Source organism: Lewinella cohaerens DSM 23179 (genome assembly GCF_000379805.1).
GTDB lineage: Bacteria > Bacteroidota > Bacteroidia > Chitinophagales > Saprospiraceae > Lewinella > Lewinella cohaerens.
On record NZ_KB903554.1, the window covers coordinates 224,991 to 243,018 of the forward strand.

The window sequence follows — 18,028 nt, forward strand, 5'->3', positions numbered from 1 at the left end:
CTAACTACTTTGATCGGTATATCCCGACTTATTTTTTTGTGCTTGTGCCCAAAAAAGTTCCTTGTCGGGATAGTTAAGAGAGAAGGATAATTATTGGTTCATTGTACTACTGATTATCCTTCTCAATATCTAAGCAACTATCGTACAAAGCCAACGCATGAAGATTCTACTACTCTGCAAAAAATTTCCTTATCCGCTTAAAGACGGAGAATCTATTGCGGTGCATACGCTTAGTCGTGCGCTTAGTGAATTGGGCTGTGAAGTCAGCCTTCTGGCGATGAATACCAGCAAGCATTTTTTCAAAGCCAGTACTTATCCACCTGAAGCCAGCCACTTCAAAACCATTAGAACTGTTGGCGTTGATAATCGGCTGAAACCCGCTGCTGCTTTTCTCAATTTATTTTCAGAGGAATCTTATCATATTTCCCGTTTTGTTTCTCCAGCTTTTTCTCAAATATTGTCTGAGATGCTGAAGATGGAAAACTATGACATTGTTCAGTTGGAAACCTTGTATCTGGCACCCTACATTCCTACGATCAGGGCCAAATCGCAAGCGCTTGTAAGTATGCGGGCTCATAATGTAGAACACGAAATATGGGAACGCATCACCAGCCATACCAACAATGGCCTCAAGCGATGGTACTTGCGGCACCTTACCAAAAAGTTAAGGCGTTTTGAGACGCAAGCCTTACGCGATTACGACATTTTGCTTCCTATTACAGAAAGAGATTTGCGGTATTTCCGCAACTTGGGATGTGAAACACCAGCAGTGGTAACCCCCATCGGTATTTCTGTTGAGCAATTTGGCGAAACAGGACCTCTGAGTAACCAAAACCCTAGCATATCTTTCATTGGCAGCCTTGACTGGATGCCCAATCTGGAAGGCCTTGAATGGTTTATTCAGCGGGTATGGCCTTTGGTGCAGAAAGAGTTTCCTCAGTTAGAACTCCATATTGCTGGTAGGAATACACCAAAATCACTGCTACAGCTGAAAAAGAAAAATATCATTGTTCACGGAGAGGTACCCGACTCTGCTACCTTTATTAACCAACACCCCATGATGATCGTACCTTTACTTTCTGGTAGTGGAATGCGGGCAAAAATTCTAGAGGGGATGGCACTTGGAAAAGTCGTTATCTCTACGAGTATTGGCTTGGAAGGTATCACTGCTACCCACCAGGAAGATGTTCTTGTTTCGAATACTCCTGATCAATATGTTGAAAGCTTACGCTACGCCCTGGGGACTGATCAGCGCTTAACCGATATAGGGCAACAAGCCCAGCGTTTTGTTTGCGAAGAATATGAAAGCCTTCATATTGCCAGGCGGGTAATGGAAGCTTATACCAATCACTTGGTGGAGATTGTTTGATGCTTATGTCCCTTTTTCTACAATGTATTTTCTGGTCGAGCCTTTTGGCACTCTTGTATACTTACCTGATTTATCCGGTAGTGTTGTCTATCCTCGCCCGGGGTAAGCAACTCGATACCGAACAATACGAATCTCCTGAGCATTTTCCACGTATTTCAGTGCTGATGGCCGTCCATAATGAGGAAGCTGTTATCGAGGAAAAACTCACAAGCTTGATCGAGCAGGAATACCCGCACAGAAAAATCAATATCTACATTGGCTCCGACAATTCTTCGGACAATACGAATGAAATCATCAGTGGCTATGCTGTACAGCATACCCATTTGCATTTTTTCCCTTTTTCTAAACGCCAAGGTAAGCCGGGCGTTATTAATCAATTGGCGGCAACGGCTACGCGTCACTTCCCTGCGGGAGCTGACCATGTTTTTGTGATCACAGATGCCAGCGTGATGATGAGCCCTGGAGTCTGTGCTACTTTGGTAAAACATTTTAAACATCCTGATCTTGCTATTGTGGATGCTCAGATGTTGCATACCGGTATGCTGCAAAAGGATATTTCCGGTTCAGAAAACAGTTACATCTCCTGGGAAGGCCGTTTAAAATACTACGAGGGGGTTTTGTGGAAAAAAATGATTGGCCCTTTTGGAGGCTGTTACGCCTTGCGCTCCGACTTTTTTGCGCCCGTCCCTGACAATTTTCTTGTAGATGATTTCTACATTACATTACAGGCTTTTCGCAAAGGCGGTTTAGCGATCAAAGAGCCTTCTGCCCTATGCTACGAACCTGTGGGGCACGAGCTTGACGAAGAGTTTCGGCGCAAAGCCCGAATTTCGGCAGGTAACCTTCAAAACATGTTTACCTTCCCGGATTTGTGGCTTCCTCCGGTCGGATTACCCAACTTTCCATTCTTTTCTCATAAAATTTTGCGTTGGCTTGGGCCAATATGGTTAATTTTGCTGTGGTTAACAGCAGGGTTGTTGTTCCACAACCAATTTTATGCCCTACTGTTTATACTGCTAACTGCCTTATATGTGCTTACACCACTCCTTGACGAAGGTCTTAAAAAGTTGCACATACACTGGGCTTTATTGCGAAACGTTCGCTATTTCCTAACCATGAACCTGGCCTTATTGGCTGGATATATACGCTATGTTAAAGGTATCAAATCCAATGTCTGGCAACCACCCAAACGACAATAAAGAGTTTAACCTCCACACTATCGAAGAAGCCATCGCCGCTATCAAGGCTGGAGAAATCATCATTGTTGTCGATGATGAGGACAGAGAGAATGAAGGCGACTTTATCTGTGCTGCAGAGTGTGTTACGCCCGAAATCATCAACTTCATGGCCACTCATGGCCGGGGTTTAATTTGTACACCGATTGATGAAAACAGGGCCAATGAATTGGATTTACCAATGATGGTGACTTCTAATACGGCGCTACATGAAACAGCATTTACGGTATCCATTGACCTTATCGGGCAAGGTTGCACGACTGGCATCTCCTCTTATGACCGAGCGACGGGTATCAAAGCTATGATTGATCCCGAAATCAAATCGACCGACTTTGCTCGTCCGGGACATATCTTCCCACTCCGTGCCAAAACGGGTGGTGTGTTGCGGCGTACAGGGCATACCGAAGCGGCTATTGACCTTGCTCAAATGGCAGGGTTCGCTCCGGCGGGTGTACTCGTAGAAATTTTGAATACTGATGGGACGATGGCTCGATTGCCCCAATTGATGAAGATTTCTGAACGCTTTAATTTAAAGATTATCGCGATCAAAGACCTCGTTGCCTATCGTATGCGCAATGAGCGTTTGGTTAAACGAGAGCTGACGACCGAGTTGGATACTCGTTTTGGCAAATTCACCGTAATCGCTTTCCGCCAACTAACGACAGATGATCTACACCTGGCTTTCGTCAAAGGAGGAAAATGGTCTACCGATGATAATGTCCTGGTCAGGGTTCATTCCGGAATGGAAAGTAATGGCCTGCTAAATCTACTCATGGGCGATAGCTATGTGAGCCTGGATAAAGCGCTTCAAAAAGTTTCAGAAAAAGGAGAAGGAGTTGTGCTGTATATGCGGCACAGCGAAAAACATGACGATATCCTGCAACACCTCTCAGAGCTCAATGATAGTAAGCCTAAGAAGGAAAAAGTTGCAGACAACAACCACCAGGTAGAACAACGTGACTTCGGCGTAGGTGCCCAAATCCTCCATGACCTAGGTCTCAGAAACATTGTGCTCCTGACCAATCACCCCCGCCGTCGTGTAGCTATTGATGGCTACGGGCTGGAGATTGTTGGAAACGAAGAGTTGTAATTGTCAATATCGGGAGTGTAGAGAAAAATGTTTTCGCGCAGAGGCGCAGAGTTTTTTTCTTTGAATACCAATAGTTGTAAATTACCTAAAGCTATTGGACACACATTCCTAAACACCCTCTAAATATCAACAGTGAATTGCGATACGAAAGGAAATACCGGATCGAAGGCTTGTCTCCTCCTTGGGTAGCCCAGGTGCTGCGGAGTCATCCAGCTAGCTTTAGGCCGTTATTTCCTGATCGTCAGGTCAATAATATCTATTTTGACACGCCAGCCCTTGATGAGTTTTATCAAAATGTGGCGGGCAACCCTCAACGACGTAAACATCGCCTGAGGTGGTATGGGAAAACAGCCGTTCAGCTCCCCCACCCCGTTTTCGAAATCAAGATAAAAGACGGTGAGTTAGGCACTAAAGAAAGCCAAAAACTACCGTCTACCGACTGGAAAGACCTAAGGTCGCTGTTCCAGCAAATACCTGCTTTGCAATACCTCCCCTTACGCCCAGTACTGATTAATAGTTATGATCGCTCCTACTGGGGTTCCGCCGATGGGCGCTTCCGGATTACCATTGACTGGAAGATGAATTTCGCGCCCTTCTCCTGGAGCCACCCGCCCGTCAACACCCAATTTATTGACGATATGGCCTGTGTCTTAGAGCTCAAATACGAGCAAGAATACGATCAGGCTGCGCAGGAGGTTTTCGCCCATCTCCCTTTCCGACTTACGAAGAATAGTAAGTATGTGATGGGAGTGAGTTTGGTGATGGGGTGATGTAAGTAAACCAAAACAACAATAACCATGCAAAAAGAACTTTCAGAATTAACAGATCAAGAACTGTTAGCAGAAGCGAAGAAAATGAAATATGCTCCCATTTTGAGTGCGCTAACCATTGGGATTATGATTGGCGTTATCGCTTGGAGCGTTTGGAAAAACACGGTTGGGCTTTTCACATTAATCCCATTGTTTTTTATTTGGAAAATAGTTAACGGTTCTAAAAACAACGACGCTTTGGAAGAGCTGTTGAAAGAGCGAGGGTTGAAATAAGTACTTGGACAAACCAGGGAGTGAATGGATATTTTTTAATAGAAAATACTGATTTAAGAAACGTTTACTCGGATAGTTTTGACATCAAAGTTCGACTGTGTAAATTACAGAATAAAACATGAGTTCCTTCTACTATGGTAACAATAAATAATAAGACAACAGTAGACTTAAACCCTTCGGTAATTATCGATTTCTCCATAAAAGAAGGGTCACTTTTTTTGGATTTAATAAATATTTCCAGTGTTCCTGCAATTGATGTGGGGGTAGTATTTTACTCAAAACTTATGGGGAGAAACGGAAGTAAAGACATATCTGCACTACCCATATTCCAAGGGCACACTTATCTAGCTCCATTCAAGAAAGTTTCAATTTTTGTAGATTTACTGGACATCTTTTTCGCGGATCAGAAAGCAATTGATTCCATTGAAAACCCAGCGAATATTTTTAATATGGAAATCATGTTCAAAAACGAATTGGGCAATAGGTTTACAAAAACAATCAAATATAATTTGAATTCGCTCAACGGGTTACCTCCCAAAAGTAGTACCAGTCAGGTATAAACACTATCCACAAAACACTAAAAAACCAATATCATAATGGCAAACCAATATTATAACTTTTCATTTGATGTTAAGATTAACGGAGAAAACATTTTATGTGATGAAGTCCTAAACTTATCCTTTAGTAGCCAACCGGTAGAGGGAGCTCCTGTTGATGAAGCCCAAGTCAAAGATGTATTTGAAAATGTGATCTTAAAGCGTAACATCACCAAAGGTGATAATCTTTTTTTTGACCTTTGGAATAGTAGAAGGATATCTCATGGCCCACAACAACCCATTCAATTAATAATTCAATTACTTGACGATGTGGGGGCAGCGGTCGTCGTTTGGTCGTTTTTTGATGTATTCCCAGTACGGGTAAGTTTTTCTGACTTCGATTCTCAAGGGAATGCCATAGCAAAAGAAAGTCTGGAACTTAGTTTTGGCATTATCAATGTTGATTACATCAAAGAAAATAACTCTAATTAAGAGCTGATCTAGGAATTTTATAAGCTAGTTTTAGTAGCTCTTTCACCTAATGTTCTTATGGTACCGCACCTAAAAACCACTTAAATTCGTTAGCTCCCCTACTCCCAATCGGCCTTTTTCATTGCGTGCCAAGCGTGTAACTGCCAGTTGTGGATCATGTTCAAAGGCAATCAACCAATCATTAGCTTCGGCCTCTTCCAGCAAGCGTGCTTTTTCGGCTAGTGTATCCAGTGGTCGTACATCATAAGCCATTACATAGGGCATCTTGATATGGAAAGACGAAGGCAGCAAATCAGCAGCATAAACCAAGGTTTGTCCTTGGTGCTCTATGATGGGCAGCATCATGGCTTCTGTGTGGCCGTAAACATAACGCAGGCGAATGCCCGGCAGCCATTCGAGATCGTCTTTTTGTACATCCAGCATTTCAAGAACACCGTGCTCTTTCAGTGGTAAAAGGTTTTCTTTCAGGAAGGAAGCTGCTTCTCTGGGGTTGGGATCGATAGCCCATTTCCAATGACGATCATTGGTCCAGTAGGTCGCATTGGGAAAGGTGGGTACCAACGCTCCTTTCGCATTGTATTTCACTGCTCCACCTACGTGATCAAAATGCAGGTGAGTTAACAACACATCGGTAATATCTTCGGGTTTCAGGCCCTGTTTAGCGAGGCTCCCTATCAGCGTATCCTCGCCATGAGGGTGGAAATGAGAGCGAAATCGTTCGTCTTGTTTGTCACCAATTCCTGTATCCACCAGAATCTTTCGGCTGCCTGTTTCGATGAGTAAGCAGCGCATTGCCCAGGTGCATAAATTGTTCTCATCAGGCGGGTTCAGGCGTTGCCATAATTGCTTGGGTACGACGCCAAACATAGCGCCGCCATCAAGTTTGAAAAGTCCGGTAAGTATAAAACTGAGCTTCATAGTTAAATTTATATCTCGAAATCAACGCCTCGTTTGAGGAGATCAGCTTCTCGATTTTGGAAAAGTTCCTGATATTTTTCTTTATCAAAACTAAAGAGCATCGCTGGGCGGTGAGCAACATTAGTTTGTCGGCCAACCTCGTTTAGCACCCCCATTTTCAAAATGCGGGTACGAAAATTGCGCTTGTTCAAGCTGGGAACTCCCAGTACTGTTTCGTAGAGTTGCTGTAATTGGGAGAGCGTAAAATGCTCTGGTAGCAATTCAAAACCAAGCGGCTGGTAGCGAAGTTTAGCACGTAGGCGATCAAGTGCCACACGAAGAATCGTAGAATGATCAAAGGCCAATTCTGGAAGCTCATTGATGCTAAACCAAGCGGCATCTTCGGCATCGGTGTCCGCTCGCAGGGTGTGTTCCGAGAGATTGACCAGTGCAAAATAGGCAACACTGATCACCCTGCCGCGCGGGTCGCGGTCGAGACTACCAAAGGTATAAAGCTGTTCCATGAACACATTCTCTACGCCAGTTTCTTCCTTAAGCTCCCGACGGGCCGCATTCTCCAAGGATTCCTCCATGTGTACAAAACCGCCGGGCAAGGCCCATTTATTAGCATAGGGATCTAGCTTACGCCGAATCAACAAGACTTTTAGCTGTTGAGATTCATCTAGACCGAAAATGATGCAGTCTACCGTGATGGAAGGGCGTTGATATTCGTAAGTATATGGCATGCCTAAGTTACTTGTTTTGAGCGATCAATTGTTGCTTTAGAGCAGCTAACTGAAGCTCTAATCCATAAACATAGGGTTTATCAGCCCTTTTCTCAAGGCCTTTAATTTGCGTGCGACAAAAGTCTTTAATTTCCTCTAAGGTAGGAAAATCATAGCAGAAATCTCCCTCTTTTATGATGGGTAGAAGAAGGTCTTTACTCTCTGCATTTTCGGGTAACTTTATGGTTCCTGCCATATTAAACGCGACCAACTCCGGCACCACTCCCGGAGGGCGACCAACCTGATAAATGATGTCTCCTACCGGAATTCCATCTTCATAAAATCGACGTACTTGCTGTGCACCGGGATTGGAGGTTTTAATTTCCTGGTCACTCAATTTGATACGTGGCTCTAACTGGCCTTCCTCATTGGCTATAGCAGCCAATTTGTACACGCCACCCAGTGCAGGTTGATCATAAGCCGTAGCCAAACGAGTACCAATACCCCAGGTAGTAATTTTAGCGCCAGCGTGTTTCAGATCACGTATAGCATGCTCGTCCAGGTCATTGCTCGCGACAATCTTTACTTCAGGAAAACCTGCCTCATCCAGTAAATCTCGGGCCCGCTTACTGAGACTGGCCAAGTCACCGCTGTCCAAGCGAATGCCTATCATCCGGTGCCCCTTTTCTTGAAGCTCTAAACCAACCTTGATGGCATTTTCAACGCCATCAATCGTATCGTAAGTATCTACCAAAAACGTACAATTATTGGGTAAGGCAGCAGCATATTTCCGAAAAGCTTCCAATTCATCGGCAAAAACCATGATCCAGCTATGGGCGTGGGTTCCTTTTACAGGAATGCCTAAATGCTGGCCTGCCCAAACGTTACTAGTCCCATTACAACCACCAATGAAAGCTGACCTGCTGGCTGTCAGGCCACCATCAATACCTTGTGCCCGCCGTAGGCCAAACTCAATCAGACTGTCGTCTCCGGCGGCCTGGCGCATCCGAGCAGCTTTGGTAGCAATAAGGCTAGAAAAATTGACCAGCGTAAGCAAGGCAGTCTCTATCAACTGAGCTTGTGCCAAAGGAGCTTCAATACGAATTAAGGGCTCATGTGGAAACATCAATGTTCCTTCTGGCACAGCGTACACAGAACCTGTAAAACGCATTCGCTGTAGGTAGTGCAAAAATGTTTCTGAAAACAGAGCCCGACCATCTCCACCTTTTAAGCTTCCTAAATACTGTACTTCTTCGGCAGAGTAACCAAAGTTCTGCAAGAAATCTGCCACCAATGCCAAGCCTGCGGCTACCGTATACTGCCCCTTAAAAGGATGAGCCCGGAAGAAAAGATTAAAAACAGCTGGACGGTCGTGTATCTTCTGCTGCCAATAGCCATAAGCCATCGTGAGCTGGTACAAATCGGTGAGGTTCCCCCACCCTGCCCGGTATATTTTACTTAAATGAGAGCCTTGGATCATTAGACTTAGTTTGTTTTCAAAACTAAGGTATGGCTTATTCTTGTAATTTACAAAAAAGCACCACTTATTTCTGATACAACCTATTTGGGTAACTATTCGTCTATACTACGTCACAATAAATAACCGGGAGACTGGTTTAAGAAACGAATGTGACCACAAAGATTACGACAAGTATGCCATTTAGTATGAAGATATCATTTTTCCTTTTTTTGAGCCTTTGCTTTACCAACCTTCTTTTCAGTCAGGACGATGATGCCCTTGACCCTCTAAAAAGCTGGGAATTGGCCGAGGCGACATGGGAAGAAAAAGCCCATTTTGAGGGTAAGTTTCGCGTGTGGAGCCCTGGTGACTTCCAGGAAAAAATTGATAGCATTGATACGCCTCTGGGCAAGATGGTCTACCATACGCTGTACCTTGCGCCTACCAGTGAAAAAGCGGAGAACGAGGTGTACATGATCAGCTATGTCGATTACCCGGAAGGGACACTACCGAAGGACAGTACTGACCTCTTAAATGCACTACTTGACGAAACCCAAGAGGCTGCTCTGGAATCGGTTCGAGGTGAAATGATGTTTTCTCAAGATGGTTTTATCCAAACTTTCCCTTATCGCTATTGGCGGATTGACTACCTCAATGGTCGAGGGAGTATTCGTACCAAAGCCATCATTGCTGATCACCGTTTCTACACTGTCCAAACCGTCACGCGTCGGGAGTATGGGATGAATACTTCTACTGATAGGTTTATTGATTCGTTTGCGGTTTTTAAGCAGTAAGTTCTAGTCAGCCTTGATTTTGGCTTAGGCCAAAATCAAGGCTGACTAGAACTTACGAAATCCTAAGTTATTAGTAATGCCAACTACTTCGCAATTACCAGTCGTTTGGTCATCTTTTCTGTGGCTGTTTGCAAGCTTACGAAGTAAACTCCATTCGCGAGACCAAGGCGTTGTAAGTCCAGCGTTTGTGATTGTTGGTCCATACTCCAGGCTTGGTGCCAAACTATCCGGCCAACTTGATCCATTATCGTTAATTCCGCATTTTCAGAAAGTGGCTTTACGCTAACATTCACGGCATCCTTCGCAGGGTTAGGAGCTAGCTGTAATCCCAAGGTTCTGGCAGCTGGAATAGCAATAGTTAACTGCGGCAGCTCACCCCCTGGGTTATTCACCGATTGCTGCTTTTGCTGATCAGTCGTTTGCGCTTGTGTCATTTCATCCTCCGACGCTATTAATCCCGCTGTGGAAAGTACATTTACTGAATAGTCCTCTACTTCTCCGTCACCAAAGTTATCGCAAGCGTTTGCATATTGATTGTACTGCATGGCTACCCGCATACGGGTGGAGCCTGCTAATGCATCTGTTGGTATCGTCATAGAGGTTATAATGTTTCCATTGCCATTTTCTTGTACCATCAGTTCAGCGGCACTGAAATCCCCATCTTGGTTCCAGTCTACCCAAACCCGCCAGTATTCTTGGTAGGAGCTACCCGAAAAACCTGGGCGCAATCTCATGTTATAGGTTGATCCGGTGCTCACATTGGTACTCAAGGCCGTATAATCACCATAGCCGCCATCGTCACCAGAATTGTTATTGATGCTTCTTAAACGTACTCTTCTGATCCATTCGTAACTCGTATTTTGTCCTTCTGATTCACAATAAGAAATACAACCAGGAATATCTTCACAATTTGCAATAACGACCGTATAATCCTCTACTTCTCCTTCAAAGTCATCGTCGCAAGTATTCTCAAAATCACCATAACTCATCACAACGCGCATTGTGGTTGTGCCTGTCAAAGTACCTTCCGGTAGTAAGATATTTGCTAATTGAAGCCCTTCTCCTTGTATTTGTGCAACTCTTTCAGCTGGATTAGAAAACACCCCATCCTGATTAAAATCGATATAGACGCGCCATCTTTCCGTGTAACTGCTAGCTGCATAACCGGGAGTGAGGGCTATTTCATAATTATTGCCAATTGCGAGCGTAGTGCTTAATGAAGTGAAATCAGCATACCCTCCATTATCTCCGGAATTATTATTTAGATCAGCTACTGCTACTGTTTCAATCCATTCATAAATGGTGTTATTTGGAGTAGTAACTTGTACTTGCGTAAAACACGAATTCGATAAACTGCCATCACTTACGGTAAGCGTAACGGTATACGTACCGGGTGCAAAAGGACCTTCATTGTCTATACTGTAGGTAAGCGGATCGCCATCTGGATCAAAAGAGCCAGCGTCAAAATCGGCAGGGAATAATAGTGGTGATTCACAATCTCCACCTACGGAGACACTAAGCCCATTTAGACAAACAGCAACGGGAGCTTCGTTTTCACAAAAACCACCGGGGTCAACAATACTCACCTCCGAGAAACAAGTATTGGTATTGCCACCAACATCTTCTACCGTTAGGAAAAGGGTAAATGTTTCTCCTACATCAGAGCAATCAAATTCCGTAGGACCGCTGCTAATACTGAGATCAATATCACAGTTGTCGAAACTACCTGCATCAATATATTCAGGCAAGGCGGTAATCGTACCGTCGGGGCCCAGGCTCACATTGACATTACTGACACAAATGGCCGTAGGGCTCATCTTATCTTCGACAGTAACGGTACTCCAACATTGATTCGTAGAACTGCCATCGCTAACAGTAAGAAAAACAGTATAAACACCAGGATCATAAGGCCCAGGGTTATCTAAACTAAAGGTAAGTGGATCGCCATCATCATCAGACGAGCCTCCATCAATCATTTCTGGTGTTAGGGTAACATCGCAGCTGCTTCCTACCGCTACATAAACATAGGCTAGACATACAGCAAGAAGCCCAGCCTCTGAAATATTTTCACCAGATGGTGTTCTAAAAGGGGCATTCTCAGGAATACTGCCCGCAAAAAGGTGACTAAAGGTTAAAAATAAGGAGCAGAAAAAGGTAAGGTAGGGACGCGTAATAGATAAATGCTTCATAGCAAATTCTTCTTTTAGGTGTTTTAGGATATGGATTTATAAACCGAAACTGTCCATAAATCTAATGATTATAGACACTAAGATAATGCATTGAATAATAACTCATTAATCATATTCTATTTTTTTTGAATATTTATCCGCCTTTCATTTAAAGGCATCATCTGAAATATGGCCTAACGATTTCTAATACGTACCTTTAAATGAAAATGCTCGCACGAAGCCGCCTACTCCTTTTCTCTTTCCTATTAGGTATTTCTTATCTCCTTAGTGCTCAATCCGATCCGGCTCATTTCCAGAGTTTGGAATGGCGCAATATTGGCCCCGCCAACATGATGGGCCGAATTGCAGATATTGATGCCTTGAATACCGACTATCGCCATGTCATTTGTGCCTCCGCTTCGGGAGGTGTTTTTCAAAGTAAGAATGGAGGGATCACCTGGGACGCTATTTTTGATGACTATGGCGCGGGGTCCATTGGCTCTGTTGCTTTACACCAGGCGCAACCGGAGATCATCTGGGTAGGAACGGGCGAATCTGCCAATCGCAACAGCTCAGGTTGGGGAGATGGTTTGTACAAAAGTACCGACGGGGGGCAAAGTTTTGTTCATATTGGATTTGAGGACAGCCATCACATTGCAGACATTGCCTTACACCCTACTGACCCTAACATTGCTTATGTAGCAGTCGTTGGTCACCTTTGGGGATATAGTGGAAAAAGAGGCTTGTATAAAACAATAGACGGGGGCGAAAACTGGGAAAAGCTAACGAACAAGCTCCCCCAAGATGGCAAAACAGGCTGCACCGAAATCGTTATGCACCCCGAAGATCCCAGTACCCTCATTGCTGGTTTTTATCATCGATTGCGGCAACCTTTTTATTACACCAGTGGAGGTGAACAAGGTGGATTATTCAAAAGTACAGACAGTGGAAAAACTTGGAAAAAACTGACAGAAGGACTGCCTACTGGCGCTATGGGAATGATTGATATTTCCATTTGCAGAAAGTATCCCAATATTTTGGTGGCTGCCATTGAGGCGGATGAAAACTTGCCTAAAGGCGTACCGGGTTCCGGTGTGTATCGCTCCGATGACGGCGGTAACCATTGGCGTTTTTTGTACAAACATGCCGTTCGGCCTTTTTACCACGGACAAATAGAAATTGACCCCTCCCGGCCTGATACGATTTACGTCGTTTCGCGTGACTTCCAAATCTCTTATGATGGTGGTGAAACCTTTAAGCCCCGGCGTTGGCGCACGGATGGAGGTGATGATCACGCGATGTGGATAGCCCCTTATGATAGTGATATCATGTACTTGGGTACAGACCAAGGTTTACGGATCAGCATAGATGGTGGAGCGACTATTCTTTCTTACAACAACATGGCCATTGGCCAGTACTATGCGATAGGTGCAGACATGCAAGACCCTTACTGGGTAGGCGGCGGTTTGCAAGATAATGGCTTGTGGGTAGGCCCCAGTAACAGCCGAGAACCCCGAGGGATTTTGAACGAACACAACACTTGGGTAGGCGAAGGTGATGGTTTCCATTTCCAGGTAGACCCTACCGATTGGCGAACAACCTACTTGGTGAATCACGTAGGTTTTGCCGTAAGGATAAATCGTGAAACCAGAGCGTACGAGTACATTACACCAAGCCCTCAAACCATTAGCAATTACCGCGATCATTTCGACCCTAAACGTACTGATCCTTTAATTGAATACACTATTGATCCAGGAGAACACTGGTTTTTCTACGAAGAAACCGACCGCCAAAAGCTTCCTCCTCAATTTCGGTTCAACTGGAGTAGCCCGCTGGTGCTCTCTCCTACCCTTCCCCAACGAATCTACTTTGCGGGTAACCATCTGTTCCGTTCCGATGACCGGGGAAAAAGTTGGCGCATTATCAGTCCTGATTTAACCGGTAATGATCCGGCGTGGCGCAATCCATCCGCTAGTGGTTACCTCACGCGTAGTGTTACAGGTGGAGAGAATCATTTCACGATAGTGACCACCGCCGAATCGCCCATGAATACGGATGTCGTCTGGGCAGGTACGGATGACGGTTACCTGCACGTAACCCGAGATGGTGGTCACCAATGGGAGGAAGTAGGTATTAACCTCCCCGAGGTACCTCGCCGTGAAGCTGCCCCAGGAAAATCTTACGGAGGGAGTGCCTGGGTAAGTAGAGTGGAGCCTTCTCGGCATCAACCCGGGCGGTGCTATGTCACGCTAGACAATCATCGCTACGATGATATGCAGCCCTATGTTTTTGTTACCGAAGACTACGGAAAAACCTGGAAAGCACTTCAAGAAGGCTTGCCAAAAGAATGGAGTTGCTACGTTGTTCGAGAAGACCCACAGGTAGAAAACCTGCTTTTTGTGGGCACAGAAACTGCCGTGCATTTTAGCCTCGACCGAGGTGAGCATTGGCAAACGCTACGAAACAATATGCCTTGGGTAGCCATTCATGACTTGATCATCCACCCGCGCGAGGGAGACCTCATAGCGGGCACCCACGGTCGGAGCATCTGGATATTGGATGACCTGAGTGCATTGCGTGCCCTTGCACAAACAGGTAGCAAAGGAGAATTCAGTTTTCTACCAAGCCGGCGGGCTACCCGTTGGCAAAGTATCAATACCGGGCGCAAGCAGCCCTATTTTGAATTTAGGGGCGAAAACCCTGCGCCTGGTGGACTGATCCAATGCTGGGTAGCTCCCGAAAAAGAAGGAGACTCGTTGACGATTACCGTCAAAGGAAATCTAACAGAAAGCCAGCGATGGAAAGTTGCCGCCAGGCCAGGCCTTAATCGCATCTATTGGGATTTGGATTTCCCGCCTGTTCCAGCGATGAAAGACATTTCCGTCATGTTGGAAACAATCGATCAATTGAGAGGAACCATTGAGGATAAAACGAAACAGAGCGAACTAGCGGAATTGTATAATGAGTTTGTAAAAGTCAGGCAAAACTATGATGAACATCGCTACCTGGAACTATGGGATATAATGTCTGCTACCTATGGCCGCTACGGATATTCACTAGGCAAAAGGCCACGTAGAACAAGTGCGGAAGCCGGTCATTACGCGGTAGAAATTGAGTACCAGGGCCAAGTAGTCAGTGGCCAGATAGAGCTGAGAGACGACCCAATACTCGATAAATAAACAAGTCTTTCCGCAAGAAAAAGAAATAGGCTTTGGCTTGCAGGGTTAAAGAAAAGTTTCTTTCTTTGCGTTCCCCTCAATGAAAATTGCTTTTTTAGCATTTTCGTTCCATTTCGGGATGTAGCGCAGCCCGGTAGCGCGTTCGCCTGGGGGGCGAGAGGCCGCAGGTTCAAATCCTGTCATCCCGACTTAAAGCCTGTTCTTCGGAACGGGCTTTTTTGTTTTAAACCACCTAAGGGTTCTTCTTTTTAACCACTTAAGGCACATAAGTTTTTTTGAACCATGTAAGGGATTATAAGGACATTTAAGGTTTTTTAAAAACAAGGGGATGCAACGTCAGATTTACAATCTTCGAAACAAATTTTAAACTATGTGGTATTTGCTCATCTATCAACTGGTCGATAATTACCTGGAAGCACGTGAGGCTTATCGGGCCGACCATTTCAAGCACGTAAAAGAAGCACAAGCCAAGGGCGCTTTTTTCATGGGGGGAGCATTTGACGATGGAAAAGAAGCCGGGCTCCTTTTCAAAGTGGGCAACAAACAAGAGGTGGCGCACTTTGTACTTAATGATCCTTATTACAAGGCTGGGCTCGTGACGAGTTGGGAGGCCAAGTTGTGGCATGTGGTGATCGGGCCGGAACAACAACAGTGACCTCCCAAGCGGTTACAATACTCCCTTCACCTTCTCTACCAAAATTTCGTTGGTTACAGTAAAGGTTTTTTTAAGGCGAATATCCGTACTGGATGCGCCTATTTTTACTTCATAGTCACCGGGTTCTACCATCCAGGCAGCATTATCCGTAGCGAAAGAAGCTAAATCTTTAGCAGTAAGGATAAAAGACAGTTTTTCTGTTTCTCCTGGCTGGAGGGTTTTGGTTTTACCAAACGCCTTAAGCTCTAAAGCAGGCTTTTCCATAGATTTCCCTGGTGCTGTGAGGTAGAGCTGTACGACTTCCTTACCACTGTATCCGCCGGTATTTTTCACGGTAACTTCTACCGTAAGGTTATCCGAAAAAGAGTCAGCGCTTAAAGACAAACCACTGTACTCAAAGTTGGTATATGACAAGCCAAAACCAAATGGGTAAGCAGTAGGCTTTTGGTAAGTATGGTAGTAGCGATAACCAACCATGATTCCTTCATCATAGCTAATTTTAGTGTCTTTACCCATACTCATTGGACCTACCATTTTTTCTTTACCACCAGGAATTTCTTCTCCTGGAAAAGTAGCTGCACTGGGAACATCATCATAACTTATTGGAAAAGTAGTTGGTAATTTACCGGAAGGAGTCACCTTTCCAGTCAACACATCAGCAAGCGCATTACCTGCTTCCTGGCCACCTTGCCAGGCGAGAACAACCGCATCCACCTGATCACGCCAGCTAGCCATTTCGATGACATTACCAATATTCAGCAGTACTACTACTTTTTTGCCCGCTGCGTGATATACATCGCTGACGGCTTTGATCATTGACTTTTCAGCAGCGGTCAGATAGAAGTCTCCTTCTTGTTTGCGGTCTTGAAACTCCCCTGAATTACGGCCGATGGTGATGAAAGCCATCTCTGTAGAAGCGGCGGTCTTTTCTATTGCCGCCTTTTCTAGTGATTTTTCCTTGATGGGAGGTAGCAATTCAAAAAAGAATTTCTTTTCCGGCAAATTGGCCTTTTCCTTGGCAATATAAGTTTCGTAACCAGCCTTTAGGTCAGAATCAAGGGTGATACCTGCATTTTCCAGCCCTTCTACCAATGATACGGTGTAGGCTTCATTGACATCTCCACTACCCGTGCCACCAGCAATAAAGTCATACGAACCGATCCCGAAGGCTGCCACCTTCTTGGTGTCTTCAGAAAGCGGTAAAGCCTTGTCCTGATTTTTCAGCAACACAATCCCTTCGGCACCTGCTCTACGTGCTATTTCCGCGTGCTTCTCAAGATCAGGACTATTGCTGTAAGCATAATTGTTGTAAACAGGTGACTGCAACAAAATGCGCAAAATACGCCCTACGTTTCTGTCCAGTACAGCTTCGTCTAGCTCACCTGCTTTTACCGCTTGTAAAATTGCAACTCTCTGCTCGGGAGCACCTGGCATGATGAGATCATTGCCTGCTTCCATCTGCGCCACGGCATCATCTCCAGCAAACCAATCCGTCATCACCAATCCTTCAAAGCCCCATTCCTCGCGGAGGATAACCTCCAGAAGGTCACTGCTCTGAGAGGTATAGGTCCCGTTTATCTTATTGTAAGAACTCATCACGGTCCAAGGCTGGGCATTCTTCACAACGATCTCAAATCCTCGAAGGTAAATTTCTCGCAAGGCTCGGGCACCAACCTCCGTATCCAACATCATTCGGTTGGTCTCACTGTTATTGGCGACGAAGTGCTTAATGCTTGTTCCAACGCCATTTGATTCTACCCCATTTACGATGGCCGCTGCCATGTATCCACTTAAATAGGGGTCCTCCGAATAATATTCAAAGTTGCGGCCCGCAAGCGGATTACGATGAATATTAAGGGCAGGAGCCAATAGAATATCAGCACCGTATTCCTTTACCTCTTCCCCGAATGCTTTACCCAATTCCTCGACCAAGTCCGTATCCCAACTTGAAGCCAAAAGCGTAGCAATAGGGAAAGCGGTGCAGTAAAAGGTCTTGTCCGTACCTTCTCTAGCTGGTTCAATACGAAGACCAGCAGGGCCATCAGAAAGTACCATAGATGAGATACCCAGGCGTTTTACCTCGTAAGTACTCCCCGCAGCTCCGGGCACCTTTTCGGGCTGTTCTGCTTCGGTCAACCCAGGAACATTCATCCCCATCCCCACTACTATACTTGCTTTTTCTTCCAGTGTCAACTGAGCAATCCAATCCTTTACCTGCTGATCAATAGCAGCATTGGTCGCCTCATTTTCCAGCGATTTACTCTCCTCCATGGTATTATTGTTGTTTTCACACGCTAAAAAGGTAAGCGAAAAAAATAAGACGACAAGTATTTTCTGCATGGCCAAATATTTTATTGTGTCACAATGACACAAATATAGAAAATTA

15 protein-coding genes and 1 tRNA gene are annotated in these 18,028 nt (G+C 45.0%); 11 read left to right on the forward strand and 5 right to left on the reverse strand.

The genetic code is table 11. From position 1 onward, the window contains the following. Positions 1 to 157 precede the first annotated feature (157 nt). From A3EU_RS0118845 to A3EU_RS0118875, 7 genes are all read left to right on the forward strand, one after another. Positions 158 to 1,369, forward strand: a complete 1,212-nt coding sequence (locus A3EU_RS0118845) for a glycosyltransferase family 4 protein (RefSeq protein ID WP_020537754.1) — start codon at positions 158 to 160, stop codon at positions 1,367 to 1,369. Positions 1,370 to 1,374: 5 nt separating this feature from the next. Further along, positions 1,375 to 2,568, forward strand: a complete 1,194-nt coding sequence (locus tag A3EU_RS0118850; protein ID WP_169433373.1) for a glycosyltransferase — start codon at positions 1,375 to 1,377, stop codon at positions 2,566 to 2,568. After that, positions 2,540 to 3,694: a 3,4-dihydroxy-2-butanone-4-phosphate synthase gene (gene ribB / locus A3EU_RS0118855; RefSeq protein WP_020537756.1), complete on the forward strand. Its 1,155-nt coding sequence runs from the start codon at positions 2,540 to 2,542 to the stop codon at positions 3,692 to 3,694. The genes A3EU_RS0118850 and ribB overlap by 29 nt, the downstream gene beginning before the upstream one ends. 137 nt (positions 3,695 to 3,831) lie before the next feature. Further along, entirely contained in the window at positions 3,832 to 4,464 is a 633-nt protein-coding gene (locus A3EU_RS0118860) for a polyphosphate polymerase domain-containing protein (RefSeq protein WP_020537757.1), read from the forward strand. Between the two features lie 27 nt (positions 4,465 to 4,491). Then, on the forward strand, positions 4,492 to 4,737 hold the full coding sequence (locus tag A3EU_RS0118865; RefSeq protein WP_020537758.1) for a hypothetical protein: 246 nt from the start codon (positions 4,492 to 4,494) through the stop codon (positions 4,735 to 4,737). A 134-nt stretch (positions 4,738 to 4,871) separates the two neighbouring features. Continuing rightward, on the forward strand, positions 4,872 to 5,297 hold the full coding sequence (locus A3EU_RS0118870; RefSeq protein ID WP_020537759.1) for a hypothetical protein: 426 nt from the start codon (positions 4,872 to 4,874) through the stop codon (positions 5,295 to 5,297). A gap of 36 nt (positions 5,298 to 5,333) precedes the next feature. Then, positions 5,334 to 5,765, forward strand: a complete 432-nt coding sequence (locus A3EU_RS0118875) for a phage tail protein (RefSeq protein ID WP_020537760.1) — start codon at positions 5,334 to 5,336, stop codon at positions 5,763 to 5,765. Between the two features lie 69 nt (positions 5,766 to 5,834). On the opposite strand, the gene A3EU_RS0118880 is transcribed toward A3EU_RS0118875, so the two are convergent. The 3 genes from A3EU_RS0118880 to A3EU_RS0118890 are packed head-to-tail and all read right to left on the reverse strand — an operon-like array spanning position 5,835 to position 8,867. Further along, positions 5,835 to 6,683, reverse strand: a complete 849-nt coding sequence (locus A3EU_RS0118880; protein WP_020537761.1) for an MBL fold metallo-hydrolase — start codon at positions 6,681 to 6,683, stop codon at positions 5,835 to 5,837. A gap of 8 nt (positions 6,684 to 6,691) precedes the next feature. Continuing rightward, positions 6,692 to 7,408: an NUDIX hydrolase gene (locus A3EU_RS0118885; RefSeq protein WP_020537762.1), complete on the reverse strand. Its 717-nt coding sequence runs from the start codon at positions 7,406 to 7,408 to the stop codon at positions 6,692 to 6,694. Positions 7,409 to 7,415: 7 nt separating this feature from the next. Beyond that, entirely contained in the window at positions 7,416 to 8,867 is a 1,452-nt protein-coding gene (locus A3EU_RS0118890) for a nicotinate phosphoribosyltransferase (protein WP_020537763.1), read from the reverse strand. Positions 8,868 to 9,052: 185 nt separating this feature from the next. Between A3EU_RS0118890 and A3EU_RS0118895 the strand changes: the two genes are divergently transcribed. Next, positions 9,053 to 9,640, forward strand: coding sequence for a hypothetical protein (locus tag A3EU_RS0118895; RefSeq protein WP_156825824.1), 588 nt, complete (start codon positions 9,053 to 9,055; stop codon positions 9,638 to 9,640). Positions 9,641 to 9,723: 83 nt separating this feature from the next. Here the strand turns inward: A3EU_RS0118895 and A3EU_RS0118900 are convergent, their stop codons facing one another. Next, complete coding sequence (locus A3EU_RS0118900; RefSeq protein ID WP_020537765.1) at positions 9,724 to 11,829, reverse strand: GEVED domain-containing protein; 2,106 nt, start codon at positions 11,827 to 11,829, stop codon at positions 9,724 to 9,726. Positions 11,830 to 12,029: 200 nt separating this feature from the next. On the opposite strand from A3EU_RS0118900, the gene A3EU_RS31065 reads away from it, so the two are divergent. The 3 genes from A3EU_RS31065 (at position 12,030) to A3EU_RS0118915 (ending at position 15,642) form a co-directional block, all read left to right on the forward strand. Beyond that, positions 12,030 to 14,987 carry a WD40/YVTN/BNR-like repeat-containing protein gene (locus A3EU_RS31065; protein ID WP_020537766.1) on the forward strand — a complete coding sequence of 986 codons (2,958 nt, stop codon included), beginning with the start codon at positions 12,030 to 12,032 and terminating at the stop codon, positions 14,985 to 14,987. Between the two features lie 114 nt (positions 14,988 to 15,101). Then, positions 15,102 to 15,175: transfer RNA gene (locus A3EU_RS0118910), tRNA-Pro, on the forward strand. A 182-nt stretch (positions 15,176 to 15,357) separates the two neighbouring features. Continuing rightward, positions 15,358 to 15,642: a YciI family protein gene (locus tag A3EU_RS0118915; protein ID WP_020537767.1), complete on the forward strand. Its 285-nt coding sequence runs from the start codon at positions 15,358 to 15,360 to the stop codon at positions 15,640 to 15,642. 12 nt (positions 15,643 to 15,654) lie between these two features. Here A3EU_RS0118915 and A3EU_RS0118920 read toward each other — a convergent pair whose 3' ends face one another. Beyond that, positions 15,655 to 17,982, reverse strand: a complete 2,328-nt coding sequence (locus tag A3EU_RS0118920) for a glycoside hydrolase family 3 C-terminal domain-containing protein (protein WP_020537768.1) — start codon at positions 17,980 to 17,982, stop codon at positions 15,655 to 15,657. Positions 17,983 to 18,028: the final 46 nt, after the last annotated feature.